Raw genomic sequence first — 17,580 nt, forward strand, 5'->3', positions numbered from 1 at the left:
ACAAGATGATCAATCTGGATATCCAGAAACTGGTACAGGCGCTGGACAGCGCCAGCCGCCGCGACCTCGAAGCCGCTGCCGAGCGCTGCCTGCAGCGCGGCGCCGACAAGGTACAGACCGAAGATCTGCTGCTGGTACTGTTGGAGCGTCAGGACAGCCTGCTGCGCCGTGCGCTTCAGGATGCCCAGGCCGATGTCGATGAGTTCCGCCAGCTGCTCCAGCCCAGGGGCGAGGGCGATGGCAGCCGCAATCCGAGCTTTTCCCTGGAACTGGTGCAGTGGTTGCAGGACGCCCTGCTGGTGGCCACCCTGGAACTGAAGCAGAACAATGTGGACCAGGCAGCCCTGCTGCTGGGTCTGCTGCGCAACCCGCTGCGGTATGCCGGCAGCCGTTATCAACCGATACTGGACAGCATCCGCACCGAGCGCCTGAGCGACTACGCCCAGGCCATGCAGCCGTCGGCAGCGGGCCCCCAGCCCACCGGTGACAGTGCCCTGGCGCGCTTCACCCACAACATCACCGCCCAGGCCCGGGAAGGCAAGCTGGACCCGGTGCTGTGCCGCGACCAGGCCCTGCGGCAGATGATCGATATCCTCGCCCGACGGCGCAAGAACAACCCCATCGTGGTCGGCGAGGCCGGCGTCGGCAAGACCGCCATTGTCGAGGGACTGGCGCTGCGCATCGCCGCTGGCGAGGTGCCTGAAACACTGCGTGACGTCGAACTGCTGTCACTGGACCTGGGTCTGCTGCAGGCAGGGGCCAGCATCAAGGGTGAATTCGAGCGCCGCCTGCAGGGCGTGATCGACGAGGTAAAAGCCGCCGCCCGCCCGGTGATCCTGTTCATCGACGAGGCCCACACCCTGATCGGCGCGGGCGCCCAGGCCGGCACCTCGGATGCAGCGAACCTGCTCAAACCGGCACTGGCCCGGGGCGAGCTGCGCACCATTGCCGCCACCACCTGGAGTGAGTACAAGAAGTACTTCGAGAAGGACCCGGCCCTGGCCAGGCGCTTCCAGCCCGTGCAGCTGCACGAGCCCACCGCCACCGAAGCCGCCACCATCCTGCGGGGACTGGCGCCGCTTTATGAGCGCAGCCACGGGGTCTACCTGCGTGATGATGCAGTGGTAGCCGCCGCCGAGTTGTCCGCCCGCTATCTGGCCGGCCGCCAGCTGCCCGACAAGGCCGTGGATGTGCTCGACACCGCCTGCGCCCGGGTACGCATCAGCCTGGCCTCGGCCCCCGAAAGCATCGAACGGCTGCGCAACACCATCGCCGAACAGGAGCGCCAGCTGCAGGCCCAGCAACGTGATCACGAGGCCGGCCTGCCGCTGGACGCGGGTCAGATCGAGCAGCTGCAACGGGAACTGGCCGATAACCGCGAGCGCCTGCTCGCGCTGCAGGCCAGCTGGGACGAACAGCGGCAGCTGGCCGATCAGGTGCTGGAACTGCGCAGAGAGTACGCCGAGGCGCGCCAGGCCCGATCCGACACCGACGCGCCGGACTCGCAACCTGACCCCGCACAGCTGGAGGCCCAGCTGGCTGAAGCCCAGGCCCGGCTGCTGGCCATTCCGGCGGACCAGCGGCTGGTCAGTCACGAGGTCTGTCCGCGACTGGTCGCCGAGGTCATCAGTCACTGGACCGGCGTGCCCATCGCCCAGCTGGCGCGGGAGCACAACAGCAAGGTCGCAAGTTTCGCCGACGATCTGCGCCAGCGCATCCGTGGCCAGGAGCAGGCGGTGGTGGCTCTGGACCGGGCCATGCGCGCAGCGGCGGCTGGATTGAACAATCCGGAAGCACCGGCCGGGGTGTTCCTGCTGGTGGGCCCCAGTGGCGTCGGCAAGACCGAAACCGCACTGGCACTGGCCGATCTGCTGTACGGCGGCGAGCGCTTCCTTACCACCATCAACATGTCCGAATTCCAGGAAAAACACAGCGTCTCGCGGCTGCTCGGTGCGCCGCCCGGCTATGTCGGCTACGGCGAAGGGGGCATGCTCACCGAAGCCGTACGGCAGAAGCCCTACTCGGTGGTGCTGCTGGATGAAATCGAGAAAGCCGATCCGGACGTGCTCAATGTGTTCTACCAGATCTTCGACAAGGGCGTCGCCAATGATGGCGAAGGCCGGGAGATCAACTTCCGCAACACGCTGATCCTGATGACCTCCAACCTGGCCAGCGAGCAGATCAGCCAGCTCTGCAGCCAGGATCAGCGGCCCGCAGCCGAGCAGCTCGAGCAGGCGATCCGCCCGACCTTGAGTCGCCACTTCAAGCCGGCATTGCTGGCGCGCATGCGGGTCGTGCCCTACTACCCCGTGGATGGCGCTGTGCTGCAGGAGTTGATCGAGCTCAAACTGCAGCGCTTCGGCCAGCGCCTGCAACGCCGCCAGCTGGGCTTCAGCCATTGCCCGGCACTGGTAGAGCATTTCGTCCAGCGCTGCCACCACAGCGACAGCGGCGCACGGCTGATCGACCACCTCATCGACCAGCAGCTGCAGCCCCGCATCGTCGATCAGCTGCTCGACAGCATGGCTTGCGGCACCGCCCTGCAGCACGTGCACGCCACCCTGGACGGCGAAGGGGCGCTGGTCTGTGAGTTCGCTTAAGTTGCCCGCCCTGTTCGGCCAGCTGGCCCAGCCGCTGCATTATGCCGAGCGGCTGCTGGCCAGCTTCACCCAGCTGGCACGCAGCAGGAGCAAGCAGCAGCTCCAGGACGGCCTGGCCGAAGCCGCCGGCACGTTGAGCGGCGCGGCGCTGAGTCAGCTGTATCTGCTGGATGTGACCCATACCCAGCTGACCCTGACCGCTGAATGGCTGGACGGCCGGCGGTATGAGCGGGACACCGGTGCCCTGTCCAGCGATTATCGCGATGAACAGCTGCTGCAGTACTGTCTGACGCAGAACCAGCCGTTGTACATCGAGCAGCTCGACAACCATCTCTATGCCACCGACTTCCTGCCGGCCGATGCGGGCAACTGGTGCAGCCTGCTGTGCCTGCCGCTGCAGGATGACCAGCAGCATGTCAGCGGCCTGCTGCTGCTGGCCAGCCGGGAAGCGGCGCAGCTGAAGGTCTATGGGGACTCGCTGCACCTGCTGGGCAATTTCACGCTGCATCAGCTGCAGCTGCTGCAACAGGCCCGGCCGGAACCGGCCCCCCGCCCGGCAGAACCAACACCGGCGCTGAGCCGCAGTTACGGTCTGATCGGCGAAAGCCCGGCCATGCAGCAGGTCTATCAGCTCATCAGCAAGGTACTGCACAACCCGGTGACGGTGATGATCACCGGCGAGACCGGCACCGGCAAGGAGCTGGTGGCACGGGCCATCCATGACTACGGATCGCGGCGCAGCCAGCGCTTTGTGGTGCAGAACTGCGCGGCGCTGCCGGAGCATCTGCTGGAAAGTGAACTGTTCGGCTATCGCAAGGGCGCCTTCACCGGCGCCGACAGGGATTACCGCGGCCTGATCGACAATGCCCATTGCGGCACCCTGTTCCTCGACGAGATCGGTGACATGCCCCTGACGCTGCAGGCCAAGCTGCTGCGGGTACTGCAGGAAGGCGAAGTGCGCCCGCTGGGCAGCAACGAAACGCGCAAGGTGGACGTGCGGATCATTACCGCCACCCACCAGAATCTGCCGGAAATGGTCAGCCAGGGGCGCTTCCGTGAAGACCTGTACTACCGTCTGGCGCCCTTCCCCATCGACCTGCCGCCCCTGCGTGAACGCGGAGACGATATCCAGCTGCTGGCCCGTCGCTTCGCCGAGGAGGCCTGCCGCTTCCTCAACCGTGATGCCTGCCAGTGGGCCGGCGGCACACTGGAGCAGCTCCGCGACTATGGCTTTCCGGGCAACGTGCGCGAGCTCAAGGGCATGATCGCCCGCGCCCTGCTGCTGTGTGAAGGCAACCTGCTGCTGCCCGAACACTTCAATCTGCCGGATGACAGCAACCCCTCGTCCGCAATGAGCTTGCGCGACCGCCTGGAGCGGGTCGAACGCAACCTGCTGCTGGAGTGCCTGCAGCGCAACCAGGGCAACCAGACCAGCGCCGCCAGCGAACTCGGCCTGCCCCGGCGCACCCTGCTGTACCGGATGCAGCGGCTAAACATCAACCCGGCCGACCTCAAGGCCAGGGAGAGAAATCATGTTTAGCCTGGCGAACCATGTCAATTACACCCTGACACGGCCGGGCACCGACCGCGACTTCAGTGGTGCATCACGCTGCCACAGGCGAGTGCGGCAAGCGCATGGCCTGCTACCTCCAGGCGCGTTGCAGCGTCGTCACTTGCAGACAGAGCCCGGGAAGCGAGGCACCTATCTGATAAAAGCGGAGTACCAATCATACATATTGTGACGGAGCAGTAGCGGGGCGCCAACTCAGGTGCCGGTAGCACATCATCAAAACAAGGGAAGACAATGATTTATCTGGCTGCATTCTTTCTGATAACCATGAGTATAAGCCTCATCACCTTTTATTGGGGGCTGCTGCAGGACTCATTGGAAGCAGGTCATTTCATTTTATCGAACCATCCCGCTGATACGGTCACCTGGATGATTCCTCTTTTCGCCTGCGCCACAGGCTGGCTTCTTTATTGGCGCTACGAGGTGAAAAAATATGGCGGGATACCGAAGCTACTGAAAACTGTATCCGTTAGCCTCGGAATACTGTCATTTCTTGTTGGTCTGGCTCTGATCAGCATCCACCAACCGTATAGCGGCCTTAGCGTTATTGCCGGATCACTGACGTTGATGCTAATGGCAGTACGAAGATCCTCACAGCGTTTATGTTTCATCGTGGCTGGCGGAAGCCTTCTGATAATCGTGCCGTTTACCTTTTTTATCATTCTGGGGTTCCCCTTGACGTAGCTGGCACATGGATAAAGGAGGCGCGCCGAAATCAGCATGTTCATGCCTTCTCCATGCGGTGAATAAGGCAAGTTTGGATGATCGAACCTTGATCCATTTCCCAATTCCGGTACCGCCTGGGTGCAAGCGGAGGGCAGGAATGCGATGCTTCGAGCCACCTCCAGTACCCGTATTTCATTCGCAGCGAGAACCTCCACGCAAGGGTTCCCTTCTGCTCGACGCAGACCGTCTCAAGGGAACCTGTCGCGCAGGGCAGCCTGCAACGGACGCAAACAGCACGGTCATCACGACAACCACTGACAAATCATCGCCAAGGAAATGCGCATGAACAGGAAATTCTACTCGGTACTCACCCTTTCCTTCCTGCTTGCTCTCAGCGTCGGCTGCAGCAGCAACAAGAAGGACTATCGGCCGCTTGGCGAGCCGCTGGCCACACGTGGTCTCTGATCGATACAGGAGCAATCTGGCATGGAACTGGTTTTCGATATGGTCAGTGCGCCGCAACCGATAACGGGCAGCGGTGCGAGCAAGACCTTCAGGCTGGCAGGCGGCATTATCGGTCGCTCGGAAAGCTGCGACTGGGTTCTTCCAGATCGGAATCGGGTGGTTTCCGGCAAGCATGCCCTGGTGACCTTCGACAATGGCGCCTTCTACCTCACCGACACCAGCAGCAACGGCATTCACCTCAAGGAAAGCGGCATGCCCATGGCCAGGGGCGAACCGGTGCGTATCGAACATGGGAACGTGTTCTGCATCGGCGACTACGAGATCCGCGCCCGCCTGCTGCAGAACCCGGCGGAGTTCGAAACCGGCCTGCAGCACAGTCAGGCTACCGGCAGCATCATTCCGGATGATGCCTTCCTCGATCTGGATCCGTTGAACGCGCTGGATCAGCAGGAGCGTCGCCAGTATCAGGACGATGACCTGTCGCTGGCCTCGCCGGTCGAGACTGCGCTGCCGCAGCCCCATGACTACGCCCGGATCGACATGGAAAGCCTGCCGGTGCCCGAACTGGTGGCGCCTCCGGCGCCGGCGCCGGCGGAGCCGCCACCTGCGCCGCGTGAAACCATGCCCGACGGGTTCTGGTCCCGCTATTCCCAGGCGCTGGGCGTCAGCCTGGACGGACTGCCCGACACCCAGCGCGAGGAGCTGGCGCTCACCGCCGCTGCGCTGCTCAGACAGTGCGTGGGCAACCTGCACCAGAGTCTGAAGACCCGCAGCGAACTGAAGACCGAGCTGCGGCTGGCGCAGACCACGGTCCAGACCTCCGGCAACAACCCGCTCAAGCATGCCGCGGACGGCAGCGAGGCGCTGAACCTGATGCTGCGCGGCAAGGAGCCCGGCCAGCTGCCGCCGAACCATGCCGTGGCACGGGCCTTCCGTGACCTGCAGGCCCACCAGGTGGCGTTGAGCGCCGCCAGCCGTGCGGCGCTCAAGGGCATGCTGGAGCATCTCTCGCCGGAGCAGCTGAGCCTGCGTTTCGAGCGGGAGAACAAGGGCCTGCTAAACACCAACGGCGCCCGCTGGAAGGCCTACGCCCGCCTGCACCACGCCATCCAGTCCGAGGAGGACTGGAGCAAGCGGCTGTTCGCCCGCGACTTCGCCAATGCCTATGAAGAACAGATTCGACTGATCGCCACCCTCAACATGGATATCCAGGGATAAACATCATGCTGCGCCTTGCCTTTGTATTACTGCTGTCCTGCCTGTCGTTGACCGCATGCAGCCTGAAGCCGACCTCCCCCACCACCCGCATCGACCTGCACCTGACGGGCAGCGAGCGACTCAATCCGGACCTGCATGGCCGGCCCTCGCCGATCGTGTTGCGGCTGTACGAGCTGAAGAACCCGGTCACCTTCGAACACGCCGAATTCTTCAGTCTCTATCAGCAGCCTCAGGAGACGCTGGCGCTGGACCTGGTGGCCCACGAAGAGCTGGAGCTGCGCCCCGGCGAGAAACTGGAGCTCAACCTCAGAACCACACCGGCCGGCGGCTACCTCGGGGTACTGGCTGCCTACCGGAATCTTGCCGAAGCGGAGTGGCAGCTGGCGATCCCACTGCAGATCGGTGAGCTCAACCGCATCCACCTGCGGCTGGATGAGCTGAGCATCAACCGGGACGACAGCGCGCAGGCGAGAAACTGAGCCATGATGACCAACAAAGTTGTCTGGCACGAGGGCATGCTGCTGCGGCCCCAGCATTTCCAGCAGAATGACCGCTACTACGATCACCAGCTGAAGACCCGGACCCAGCTGCTGCACAATGCAGCCTACGGTTTCTTCAGTCTGGAGATCGACCAGCAGTTCCTGGCCATGGGCAAGGTGGTGCTGAGTCAGGCCAGCGGCATCCTGCCGGACGGCAGCCTGTTCGAGCTGGGTACCGGACACAGCCCGCTGTCACTGGATATTCCGGCCAACACCAGCAACACGCCGATATGGCTGGCGCTGCCGCTGGTCACCGGCAACCACGTGGAAGCCCGCCGGCCCCAGCAGCAGGATGTGCTGGCGCGCTATACCATCCACGATATGGAGGTCAGCGATTCCAACGCCGGCGACGACAGCAGCGGCGTCGTCTGCTGCGCCCAGCCGGACTTCCGTCTGCTGCTTGGCGAGCAGCCGGATGCGCAGGCCTACGTGCGTCTGCAACTGTGTCACGTCCTGGACACCACCCCCGACGGGGTCGTGAGTCTGGACAGTGAGTTCGTGCCGAGCTTCCTGCATGCCCAGGCCAGCCAGTTCCTGCAGTCCTGCCTGAAGGAAGTGATCAGCATGCTGGCCCACCGTGGCGATATCCTCGCCGAACGCATCCGCGCCGGGGGCAAGGTCAGCGGGGCGGAGTTCGGCGATTTCGTCATGTTGCAGCTGATCAATCGGCATGAACCCCTGCTGCGCCATTACATGGCGCAGGAACACCTGCACCCGGAGCATCTGTACCGCGAGCTGCTGGGCCTGTTCGGCGAACTGTCGACCTTCTCCGGGGATACCCGCCGTCCGCGCCTGGACAGCCGCTACCAGCACAGCGATCAGGGCACCAGTTTCCGCAAGCTGATGGAGGCCCTTCGCCAGTCACTGTCGATGGTGCTGGAGCAGCACGCGGTGGAACTGGCGCTGCAGCAGCGCCAGTACGGTATCCAGGTGTCGCCGCTGCATGATCACAAGTTGCTCGGCAGTGCCTCCTTCGTGCTGGCCGCCAGTGCCCAGTGCGATACCGAGGAGCTGCGCCAGCGTCTGCCGGCCCACCTCAAGGTCGGCCCCGTCGAACGCATCCGCCAGCTGGTCAACCTGCACCTGCCGGGCATCCGGGTGAAGCCGCTGCCGGTGGCGCCGCGGCAGATTCCCTTCCACGCCGGCAAGACCTACTACGCCCTGGAGCTCAACTCGGAGGAGCTGGCCCAGCTTGAGCGCTCCGGCGGTTTTGCCTTCCACGTCTCCGGCGACTTCCCCGGGCTTGAACTCAAATTCTGGGCCATCAGGAACTGACCACCATGATCAAGGATATGGAACACAGCCAGGACGACCGTACCGTCATCCTCAACCGCAGCGGCGAGCCGCCGGCGAAGACGGCCCTGACCGATTTCGGCTCGGCCCCGCGCATGGAGAAGATCGAGCAGCGCATGGTGTATGCGGCGCGCCGGCGGGATGCCGGAAGCTTCAATCCCAGTCTGAATCCACTGATCTCCCTCGCTGCTTCGCTGTTGTCCGAGGTCGTTCGGTTGAAGAACACCTATCAGGCGGAGGATCTGCACAGTCTCAAGGACCGTCTCAGCGCCGAGATTCGCCTGTTCGAGCACCATGCCTTGCAGGACAGCGGCGACAGCAGCGAGGTCATGGCCGCACGCTACGTGCTGTGTACTGCCATTGACGAGGCGGTAGCCACCACCCCCTGGGGCAATGAAAGCGCCTGGTCGCAGATGAGCCTGCTCAGCAGCTTTCACAACGAGACCTTCGGCGGCGAGAAGTTCTTCCAGCTGCTGGAGCGCCTGTCGCGCAATCCGGTCAAGCATCTGCACCTGCTGGAACTGATGTATCTGTGCCTGTCCCTCGGCTTCGAGGGCAAGTACCGGGTGATGCCGCGGGGTACGCTGGAACTGGAGGTGATCCGCGACAGCCTGTACCGGCAGATCCGCCAGCTGCGCGGTGATGTGCCCAGCGAAATCTCCCCGCACTGGCAGGGACTTCAGGGCGAGCGCGGCCAGTTCGTCCGTGCGGCACCCTGGTGGGCCGTTGCCCTGTTCACCCTGCTGTGCCTGAGCATCATGTACGGCGGGTTCAGCTGGGTACTCAGGGAGCAGCGCCATCACGTCATGCAGGGCTACGAGACCATCGTCAGCCCGGCAGCGGTTCAGACCATTCTCAGGGATGATTCATGATGCAAGCCAAAGCCATACTTTTCAGAGGATTGCGCCTGTTCCGCCACAGCTGGGCCTGGAGCCTGGCTGTGGTACTCATGCTGGCCTTCTTCATCTGGCAGTTCGGGCCGGCCCTGGCGATCAACGACCGCAAGCCCTGGGGCAGCGCCACTGCACGGTTGCTGACCATCAGCACGCTGTTTCTGGGCTGGGGACTGAGCCTGGTATTCGCCAACTGGAAGAAGACCCGCAAACAGAAGGCGGAGGAAAGCGATACCGAGGCGCAGGAACGTCTGCGTCGGGAAAGCCTGATCGTGGAGGAGCAGCTGGAGTTGCACGGCCGGTTCAAGCAGGCGCTGCGCACCCTGAGTCGCTCGAGCCTGTACAAGGGCCGCAGTGAACGCTGGCGAAGCGAACTGCCCTGGTACCTGCTGCTCGGCCCTCAGGCCGCAGGCAAGACCAGCCTGCTTGAGTACTCCGGGCTGGAGTTTCCGCTCAACAACGATCAGCAGCGGGTCAGCGACGAGATTTCCGCAACCCGCTACGCCGACTGGTATTTTGCCGAGCACGCGGTGCTGCTGGACAGCGCCGGCCGCTATCTCACCCAACCCGACCCGCAGGTGGACAGCCTCGGCTGGAACACCCTGCTGGGGCTGCTGCGCAGTCGCCGGCAGCGCCCGCTGAACGGCGTACTGGTGACCCTGCCCGTTGACCTGCTGCTCAGCGACAGTCAGCAGGAACTGGAGAACCAGGCCCGCCAGGTGCGGCAGCGCCTGCTGGAGATCAACCAGAAGCTGGGTATGGACGTGCCGGTTTACCTGGTGCTGAGCAAGGCCGACCTGCTGCACGGTTTCGATGAGTACTTCGAGAACCTGTCCAGCGACGAGAACGATCAGGTACTCGGTGCCAGCTTCCGCAAGGAGCAGGACGGCACCGACCTGCAGGTGGTGCGCCAGCAGTTCGAGGATCTGCTGCAGCGGCTCAACAGCCAGGTGATCATGCGCCTGCATCAGGAGCGAGACATCGCCCGCCGCGGTCGCATTCTCGACTTCCCCCATCAGCTGGGCCGCATCGGCGAACCCCTGAGTCTGTTCATCGAGCTCGCCTTCGCCGGCAACCGCTACCAGCGGGCCACTCAGCTGCGTGGCTTCTATCTCACCAGCGCGCCGAGCCTGCAGGGCGGGCTTGACCCGCTGACCACCAGCATCGGCCGCAATCTGGGCTCCGGCAGCGCTGCGGCGCCCGCCGCCCGGACCGGCCGCCCACGCTTCATCCGGCGTCTGCTCAGCCGGGTCATCTTCCCCGAGGCGGAACTGGCCGGGCTCGACCAGCGCGAGGTGCGGCGGATCAACTGGCGCCAGCGCGCCCTGTTCGCCTCCGCTGCAGCCTGCCTGCTGGTGGCCGGTCTGGCCTGGGCGAACAGCTTCTCCGCCAACCACGAACGTCTGGAGCAGCTGCGCGAGCTGTCCCAGAAGCTGGAGCAGAACCAGCGTCAGCTGCGCGCCAGCAAACAGACCGCCGCCATGCTGCGGGTGCTGGACGCCAGCCATGCCGCCAGTCAGGTGTATGCGCCGCGCAAGGATACCCGCTGGCGCGAGCGGGCCGGTCTGTACCAGGGCGATGAGGTCAATCCGCAGCTGCACAGGGCCTACCGCCAGCAGCTGGAACAGCTGATGCTGAAGAACGTGGCGCTGCGCCTGGAGTCCCGGATTGACGCCAGCATGCATGACCGCGAACAGCTGTTCGGCAACCTGCGGGCGTACCTGATGCTCGCCATGCACGACCGCCGTGACCGCCAGTGGCTGCAGGACTGGATGGCCGCCGACTGGTCCCAGCGCTACGCCGGCAATACGCTGATGCAGACCAGCCTCAACACCCACTTCTCCCGATTGCTGGAGGAGCCGTTCCGCCCCTACCCGCTGGATGCCAGATTGGTGGCCCAGGCCCGCCAGGAGCTGCGCCGCGAGTCCCTGGCCAGCGTGCTGTATCGCACCCTGGTGGAACAGGCGCAGAACCTTCCCGAGTACCGTCTGATCAACCATCTGGGACCGCGGGGCGCGCTGCTGACCAGCAACCAGAACAGCGTACCGGGGTTCTACACCCGCAGCGGCTATCAGCAGATCTTCCTCGCCCGGGGCAACGACCTGGTGCAGGACATGCTGCGTGACAATTGGGTCCTGGGCGGTAACGACGAGCTCAGCAGCCAGGATCGCAACCGCCTGATGCTGGAGATGGAGCAACTGTACTTCGAGGACTACGCCGGCCACTGGGTCGAGCTGCTCAATCGCATCGCCCTGGACCCGCTGCCCGACGCCACCCAGGCGGCGCAGAACATGAGCGCCCTGGCAGCGGCCAATTCACCGCTGGTGAAGCTGCTTGAGGAGGTACGCCATAACACCCTCTTGACCGATGAAACCGCCACGCCCAACCGGGCCATGCGCAGCATGGAACGGCGTTTCGAGCCGCTGCATCAGCTGCTGGACAAGGATGCCAATCCCGGGCCGGAGATGCTGCATGCACTGCAGGCAATCGATGCCATGCATGGGCAGTTCAGCGCCCTGGCCCAGGCCAGCGTGCCCGGCCAGGCGGCATTCGACATGGCCAGGGCACGCATCGGCGGTCAGGCAGACGCCATCACCCAGTTGCGCAGCGCTGCCTCGCGCCTGCCCCAGCCGGTAGCCAAATGGCTCACCGATCTGGCTGGCGATGGCTGGATGCTGGTGCTGGACGAGACCTACAAGCACATCAATCAGCGTTATCGCAGCGAGCTGTTCGCCAGCTGGCGCAACTCGGTGGGCCAGCGCTATCCGTTCCGCAAGGACAGCGAAAGCGAAGTGACGCTGGGCGATTTCCGCGAATTCTTCCGCAGCCGGGGCACCGCGGCGCAGTTCTTCGACCAGTATCTCCAGCCCTTCGTCAGCAGCAGCCGCGGCAGCTATCACGTGCGACAGGTGGATGGGCGCGGCCTGCCACTGTCCCGCGATCTGCTGGCACAGATGGCCCGGGTGGAACGCATTCGCCGCAGCTTCTTCGCCGAGAACCCGAACGAGCCGCAGGTGCAGTTCCGCCTGGAGCCCTTCTTCCTCGACTCCAACCTGGGCCGCGCCAGTCTGCGTATCGGCTACCAGAACCTGGAGTACCGCCATGGTCCGATCGTGCAGACCGCGTTCCGCTGGCCGGCGGAAAACGAAGCCGGGCGCACCAGCCTGGTACTGGAGGACCTGGGCGGCAAGCGCATGACGCTGGATCACAACCGCGGTGTGTGGTCGCTGTTCCGCCTGCTCGATGAACTGCAGGTCGACCATCACTCGGATCGCGATGTGCTGCTGCTCAAGGCCGACATCGGCGGCATGCGTGCGCAGTATCTGCTGCACAGCCAGCGCTCGCCGAACCCGTTCGACCTCAGCCTGCTGCGCGGCTTCAGCCTGCCAACGAGATTATGATGGACCTGCTGACTGCCTGGCGCAGCAATGCCAGAACCGATACCGGCAAGGTGCGCAGCCACAACGAGGATGCCTTCCTGTCCCTGCCCGAGCGTGGCCTCTGGGCGGTGGCGGACGGCATGGGCGGGCACCAGAACGGCGCGCTTGCCAGCCGGCTGATCGTCGAACAGCTGGCCGAACTGCACGGCGGCAGCGATCTTGATCTGCGCGTCAGGCAGTTGCGTCAGGCTCTGCATGCCATCAACCGTCGCCTGAGCCGCGAACTGACACTGGTCAGCGGCGAGCCCGAGCCGGTGATGGGCAGCACCGTGGTCGCCCTGCTGGCCGAGGACGACCGCGCCGCCTGCGTCTGGGCCGGAGACAGTCGCTGCTATCTCTGGCGCAGCGGCGGCCTCTACCAGATCTCCCGCGACCATTCGCTGTTTCAGCAACTCGTCGAAGAGCAGCAGCTCAGCCCGGAACAGGCCGCCAGCCACCCTTCAGCCGGGGCACTGACCCGCGCCGTGGGCGCCAGCGAGACCCTGGTGCTGGATGTGGTGGAATTCAATGTCTATCCCGGCGATACCCTGCTGCTGTGCAGTGATGGCCTGTACCAGAACATGAGCGGAGCCGACCTCGGTCGCGCCCTGAGCCTGCCTTCCACCCAGCTGGCGCTTGAGCGGCTGTTCGAGCTGGCGCTGGACGGCCCCGCGCGAGACAACATCAGCGCAGTGGTCATCCGCCGCTGAATCCTGCAGGAGATTTCATGGACGCTCCCATCACCGCCCCCGAACCAGCCGTCGAGTCGAATCCATCGACCCGGAAGCAGGCCCTGCCGCCTGGCCCGATACCGGACCTGCTGAGCAAGCGCTACCGCATCGAACGCCTGCTCGGCGTCGGCGGCATGGGCGCGGTGTACCGGGCCACGGACCTGCTGCGCGAGCAGTTCGGCGACCCCCAGCCCCGGATTGCCATCAAGGCGCTGAACGACACCTTCGCCGAGTACCCGGACGCCCACGCGCTGCTGTACAGCGAGTTTGCCCTCACCAGCCGCCTGCACCATGCCCATGTGGTGCAGCTGTACGGCTTTCATACCGACTCCAGCTGCCGCCGCGCCTACATCACGATGGAGCTGCTCAAGGGGCCGACGCTGGACGACCTGATCAGCGCCAACCCGCAGGGCATGCCCTGGGATCAGCTGCAGGAAATTGCCGTTGCCCTGCTGCAGGCACTCGCCTATTCCCATAGCCGCGGCGTGCTGCATGGCGACATCAAGCCGAGCAACGTGATCATGGCCGAGGACGGCCTGCGGTTGTTCGATTTCGGCCTGGGCCAGTCGACCGGCGATCATCTGCCGGGCCTGCCGCGCCTCAGCCGCACCCGGCTGGCGGCCTGGACCCCACGCTACGCTGCCCTGGAGCTGCTGGAGGGCGAGGCGCTGACCGAGGCGGCGGATGTCTACGCTGCCGCCTGTGTCCTGTACGAGCTGAGCAGTGGACATCATCCCTTCAGCCGGCTCACCGCAAGCCAGGCCAGGGAAATGGCCCAGGACCGGACGCTGCAGCGCCCCTCCTCATTGCCGGCTCACTGCTGGGTGGTGCTGCGCCAGGCGCTGGCGTTCGATCAGCACCACCGTCCCGACAGCCAGACGTTGCTGCAGGCCTTCAGCGCGCCGTCGCCCTCCCTTCTGCGACGCCTGTTCGCCCGCCGGCAACGCTAGCCCAGCCGCCCTCCACCTGTGGGAGGGCATAACATCCCGTAGCAATTGGGTGGCCGCCGCCCTCTTCCATTCGTCCACTGGTCATGTCAGCTTCACGGAAGCTGGTACATACTCGAATAACATACCGGTCCCCGGAAACAGCTTCACAGAGGTTCAGATTCATGTGGTACAACGGGCTGCTTGATCCTACCGGCTGGCAATTGCTGGCCATCACCCTGGTACTGACCCACATCACGATTGTCAGCGTCACCGTCTACCTGCACCGCTATTCCGCGCACCGCTCGCTGGAACTGCATCCGGCGCTGCAGCACTTCTTCCGCTTCTGGCTGTGGCTGACCACCAGCATGAACACCCGCGAGTGGACGGCCATCCACCGCAAGCACCACGCCAAGTGCGAAACGCCGGAAGACCCGCACAGCCCGGTGCAGAAAGGCCTGTCGACCGTGCTGCGCAAGGGTGCCGAGCTGTACATGGAGGAAGCGCGCAACGAGGAAACCCTGCGCATCTACGGCAAGAATTGCCCGGACGACTGGATCGAGCGCAACCTGTACGGTCGCTTCCGCAATACCGGCATCGTCCTGATGCTGCTGGTCGACCTGGCGCTGTTCGGCGTGCTCGGCCTGACCGTCTGGGCAGTCCAGATGATCTGGATTCCGTTCTGGGCTGCCGGGGTGGTCAACGGCCTGGGCCACGCGATCGGGTACCGCAACTTCGAATGCAAGGATGCAGCGACCAACATCGTGCCCTGGGGCATCCTCATTGGCGGTGAGGAGCTGCATAACAACCACCATACCTACCCGAATTCGGCCAAGCTGTCGGTGAAGAAGTGGGAATTCGACATGGGCTGGATGTGGATACGGGTGTTCAGCCTGCTGGGCCTGGCCAGGGTACGTCGGGTGGCTCCTGTGCCGCACCGCATCGAAGGCAAGCAGACCCTGGATCTGGAGACCGCACGCGCCATTCTCAACAACCGCTTCCAGGTCATGGCCCAGTACCGCAAGACCGTTATCCGCCCGCTGGTTCGTCAGGAGATGCAGCGCGTGGATGACTCCATGCGTGAGCTGCTGCGTCGCGTGCGGCGCCTCATGGGCCGCGAAGCCAGCCTGCTCGAACCGCAGCAGCAGGCGCGCATTCAGCGGGTGCTGGAGCAGAACCAGGCACTGCGCATCATCCACGAAAAACAGCTGGCGCTGCAGCAGATCTGGAATCGCACCAGCAGCAACGGGCATGACATGACCCAGGCCCTGCGGGACTGGTGCGCCCAGGCGGAAGCCACCCGCATCCGGGTGCTCGCAGACTTTGCGGCGCACCTGCGTACCTACAGCCTGCAACCCACCGCCGGCTGAACCCTTTCGCCCGGCTTCCGCGCTGCGCTTGCCGCTTCGCTGGCGCAGCGCGGAGCCTGCACTAGACTGGTCACAGACGCCGTTGTGCCCGCGCAACGGCCTTCACGCTCCTGGAACAAAGGAAATGCCCTGTGACCAGTTCAACCACCATCCGTACCTATTACAGTCCTCTGCATCCGTTGCACGCCATTCTGCTGGCGGGAAGTCTGCCGCTGTTTCTCGGCGCGCTGCTCTGCGATATCACCTACTACAACAGCTATCACATCCAGTGGAGCAATTTCGCCTCCTGGTTGCTGGCTGGTGCGTTGGTCTTCGCCGGCCTCGCCCTGCTCTGCGCGTTGATCGGCCTGTTCCGCAGTGATCGCCGCCATGGCCTGGCACTCATCTATTTCCTGGTGCTGCTGGCAGGCTGGATCCTCGGTTTCATCAATGCGCTGGTTCACGCCAAGGACGCCTGGGCGATCATGCCATCCGCTCTGGTACTGTCGGTGATAGTTACCCTGCTCGTGCTGGTCGCCACCTGGATCGGCTTCTTCGGACTGCGCCGCGGAGGTGTGCAATGAAATATTTCCGTCTACTGGGGATGACCGCCCTGTCCACCCTGCTGGTTGCCTGCGGTGGTGATTCCGATGATCGCCAGCTCTACGGCGCCAACCCTGATCTGCCAGAGGGCAAACGCGGCCTGCTGCCGAGCATGAAGGTAGCCAGCCCCGCGGAATGGGGTGATCAGCAGCCGCAGGTGCCGGAGGGCTACAGTATCACTGCCATTGCCACGGATCTGCTGATCCCGCGCCAGACGCTGGTGCTGCCCAACGGGGACATTCTGGTCGCCGAAGGCCGCGGCGGCGGTGCGCCCCGGCTCAAGCCCAAGGATGTGATTGCCGGATACATCAAGGCCAAGGGCAACACCAACGTGCAGAGCGGCAATCGCCTGACGCTGCTGCGCGATGCCGATGGCGACGGCGTTTACGAACTGCAGACCGTTTACGCTGAAGATCTCAACGCGCCCTATGGGCTGGCACTGATCGGCAACGATCTCTACGTGGCCAATCAGGACGCGGTAGTGCGTTTCAATTATGAAGAGGGTCAGACCATCGCCTCCGGCCCGCCGGAAAAACTGGTCGACCTGCCTTCCGAGATCAACCACCACTGGACCAAGGCAATGGCCGCCAGTGCGGATGGCCGCTATCTCTATGTCGGCATCGGCTCCAACAGCAACATCACCGAGCGCGGCATGGATGCCGAGGTCAACCGCGCCATGGTGTGGGAAATCGATGTCGAGACCGGACATTACAAGCCCTACGCAACCGGCCTGCGCAACCCCAGTGCCCTGGCGGTGCAGCCCGGCACCGGAACGCTCTGGGCAGCGGTCAACGAGCGCGACGAGCTGGGCGAGGACCTGGTGCCTGATTACCTGACATCGGTGCGCGAGGGCGGCTTCTACGGCTGGCCCTATGCCTACTGGGGTCAGCATGAGGATCCTCGGGTACGCCCGCAGGACCCGGACAAGGTCGCCGCCTCGATTACTCCGGACTACAGCCTGGGTTCCCACGTGGCGGCGCTCGGCCTGGATTTCTCGATCCCGGAAATGGGCCCCGACTTTGCCGACGGCGCCTTTGTCGGTGAGCATGGCAGCTGGAACCGCAAGGAGCCGGTGGGTTACAAGGTGGTCTTCGTGCCCTTCAGCAACGGCCGGCCGGCCGGCGATCCGATTGACTTCGTGTACAACTTCCGCGGCGAGGACGGCAAGACCCGGGGCCGCCCGGTGGGTGTGACGGTCGACCCTGCAGGGGCGCTGATCGTTGCCGACGACCTGTCCAATACCATCTGGAGGGTTACACCCGACCGCTGACCAGCGGTCGGAGTAACCCTTTCCGGCGGGTCGCTTTA

The 17,580-nt window shown here is 64.3% G+C and carries 14 protein-coding genes; all 14 read left to right on the top strand.

Annotation, left to right across the window (positions count from 1 at the left end; translation table 11 throughout):
• Positions 1-5 precede the first annotated feature (5 nt).
• Complete coding sequence (tssH, locus tag IEW63_RS09920) at positions 6-2,600, top strand: type VI secretion system ATPase TssH (protein ID WP_188636467.1); 2,595 nt, start codon at positions 6-8, stop codon at positions 2,598-2,600.
• Positions 2,601-2,610: 10 nt separating this feature from the next.
• A complete protein-coding gene (locus IEW63_RS09925; RefSeq protein ID WP_188636663.1) occupies positions 2,611-4,140 on the top strand; it encodes a sigma-54 interaction domain-containing protein in 1,530 nt (509 codons plus the stop codon).
• 264 nt (positions 4,141-4,404) lie between these two features.
• A complete protein-coding gene (locus IEW63_RS09930; RefSeq protein WP_188636468.1) occupies positions 4,405-4,854 on the top strand; it encodes a hypothetical protein in 450 nt (149 codons plus the stop codon).
• A gap of 324 nt (positions 4,855-5,178) precedes the next feature.
• On the top strand, positions 5,179-5,301 hold the full coding sequence (locus IEW63_RS14725; protein ID WP_272872590.1) for a hypothetical protein: 123 nt from the start codon (positions 5,179-5,181) through the stop codon (positions 5,299-5,301).
• Between the two features lie 21 nt (positions 5,302-5,322).
• Positions 5,323-6,519 carry a type VI secretion system-associated FHA domain protein TagH gene (gene tagH, locus IEW63_RS09935; RefSeq protein WP_188636469.1) on the top strand — a complete coding sequence of 399 codons (1,197 nt, stop codon included), beginning with the start codon at positions 5,323-5,325 and terminating at the stop codon, positions 6,517-6,519.
• Positions 6,520-6,521: 2 nt separating this feature from the next.
• Positions 6,522-6,998 carry a type VI secretion system lipoprotein TssJ gene (tssJ, locus tag IEW63_RS09940; RefSeq protein WP_373288225.1) on the top strand — a complete coding sequence of 159 codons (477 nt, stop codon included), beginning with the start codon at positions 6,522-6,524 and terminating at the stop codon, positions 6,996-6,998.
• A gap of 3 nt (positions 6,999-7,001) precedes the next feature.
• Positions 7,002-8,333 (top strand): type VI secretion system baseplate subunit TssK, encoded by a 1,332-nt coding sequence (gene tssK, locus IEW63_RS09945; RefSeq protein WP_188636471.1) that lies wholly within the window; start codon positions 7,002-7,004, stop codon positions 8,331-8,333.
• A 5-nt stretch (positions 8,334-8,338) separates the two neighbouring features.
• Entirely contained in the window at positions 8,339-9,223 is an 885-nt protein-coding gene (gene icmH, locus IEW63_RS09950) for a type IVB secretion system protein IcmH/DotU (protein ID WP_188636472.1), read from the top strand.
• Complete coding sequence (gene tssM, locus IEW63_RS09955) at positions 9,220-12,645, top strand: type VI secretion system membrane subunit TssM (protein ID WP_229710442.1); 3,426 nt, start codon at positions 9,220-9,222, stop codon at positions 12,643-12,645. Before icmH ends, tssM begins: the two co-directional genes overlap by 4 nt.
• Positions 12,645-13,373 carry a PP2C family protein-serine/threonine phosphatase gene (locus tag IEW63_RS09960; protein ID WP_188636473.1) on the top strand — a complete coding sequence of 243 codons (729 nt, stop codon included), beginning with the start codon at positions 12,645-12,647 and terminating at the stop codon, positions 13,371-13,373. The genes tssM and IEW63_RS09960 overlap by 1 nt, the downstream gene beginning before the upstream one ends.
• A 17-nt stretch (positions 13,374-13,390) precedes the next feature.
• The gene (locus IEW63_RS09965) at positions 13,391-14,344 is read left to right on the top strand and encodes a serine/threonine-protein kinase (RefSeq protein WP_188636474.1); all 954 of its coding nucleotides are present in this window, start codon (positions 13,391-13,393) and stop codon (positions 14,342-14,344) included.
• A 161-nt stretch (positions 14,345-14,505) separates the two neighbouring features.
• Entirely contained in the window at positions 14,506-15,690 is a 1,185-nt protein-coding gene (locus tag IEW63_RS09970; RefSeq protein WP_188636475.1) for a DesA family fatty acid desaturase, read from the top strand.
• Positions 15,691-15,821: 131 nt separating this feature from the next.
• The gene (locus IEW63_RS09975) at positions 15,822-16,253 is read left to right on the top strand and encodes a DUF2231 domain-containing protein (RefSeq protein ID WP_188636476.1); all 432 of its coding nucleotides are present in this window, start codon (positions 15,822-15,824) and stop codon (positions 16,251-16,253) included.
• Positions 16,250-17,542 (top strand): PQQ-dependent sugar dehydrogenase, encoded by a 1,293-nt coding sequence (locus IEW63_RS09980; protein ID WP_188636477.1) that lies wholly within the window; start codon positions 16,250-16,252, stop codon positions 17,540-17,542. The genes IEW63_RS09975 and IEW63_RS09980 overlap by 4 nt, the downstream gene beginning before the upstream one ends.
• The last annotated feature ends 38 nt before the right edge of the window (positions 17,543-17,580 follow it).

The sequence above is a fragment of the Halopseudomonas pertucinogena genome (assembly GCF_014646575.1).
Lineage (GTDB): Bacteria > Pseudomonadota > Gammaproteobacteria > Pseudomonadales > Pseudomonadaceae > Halopseudomonas > Halopseudomonas pertucinogena.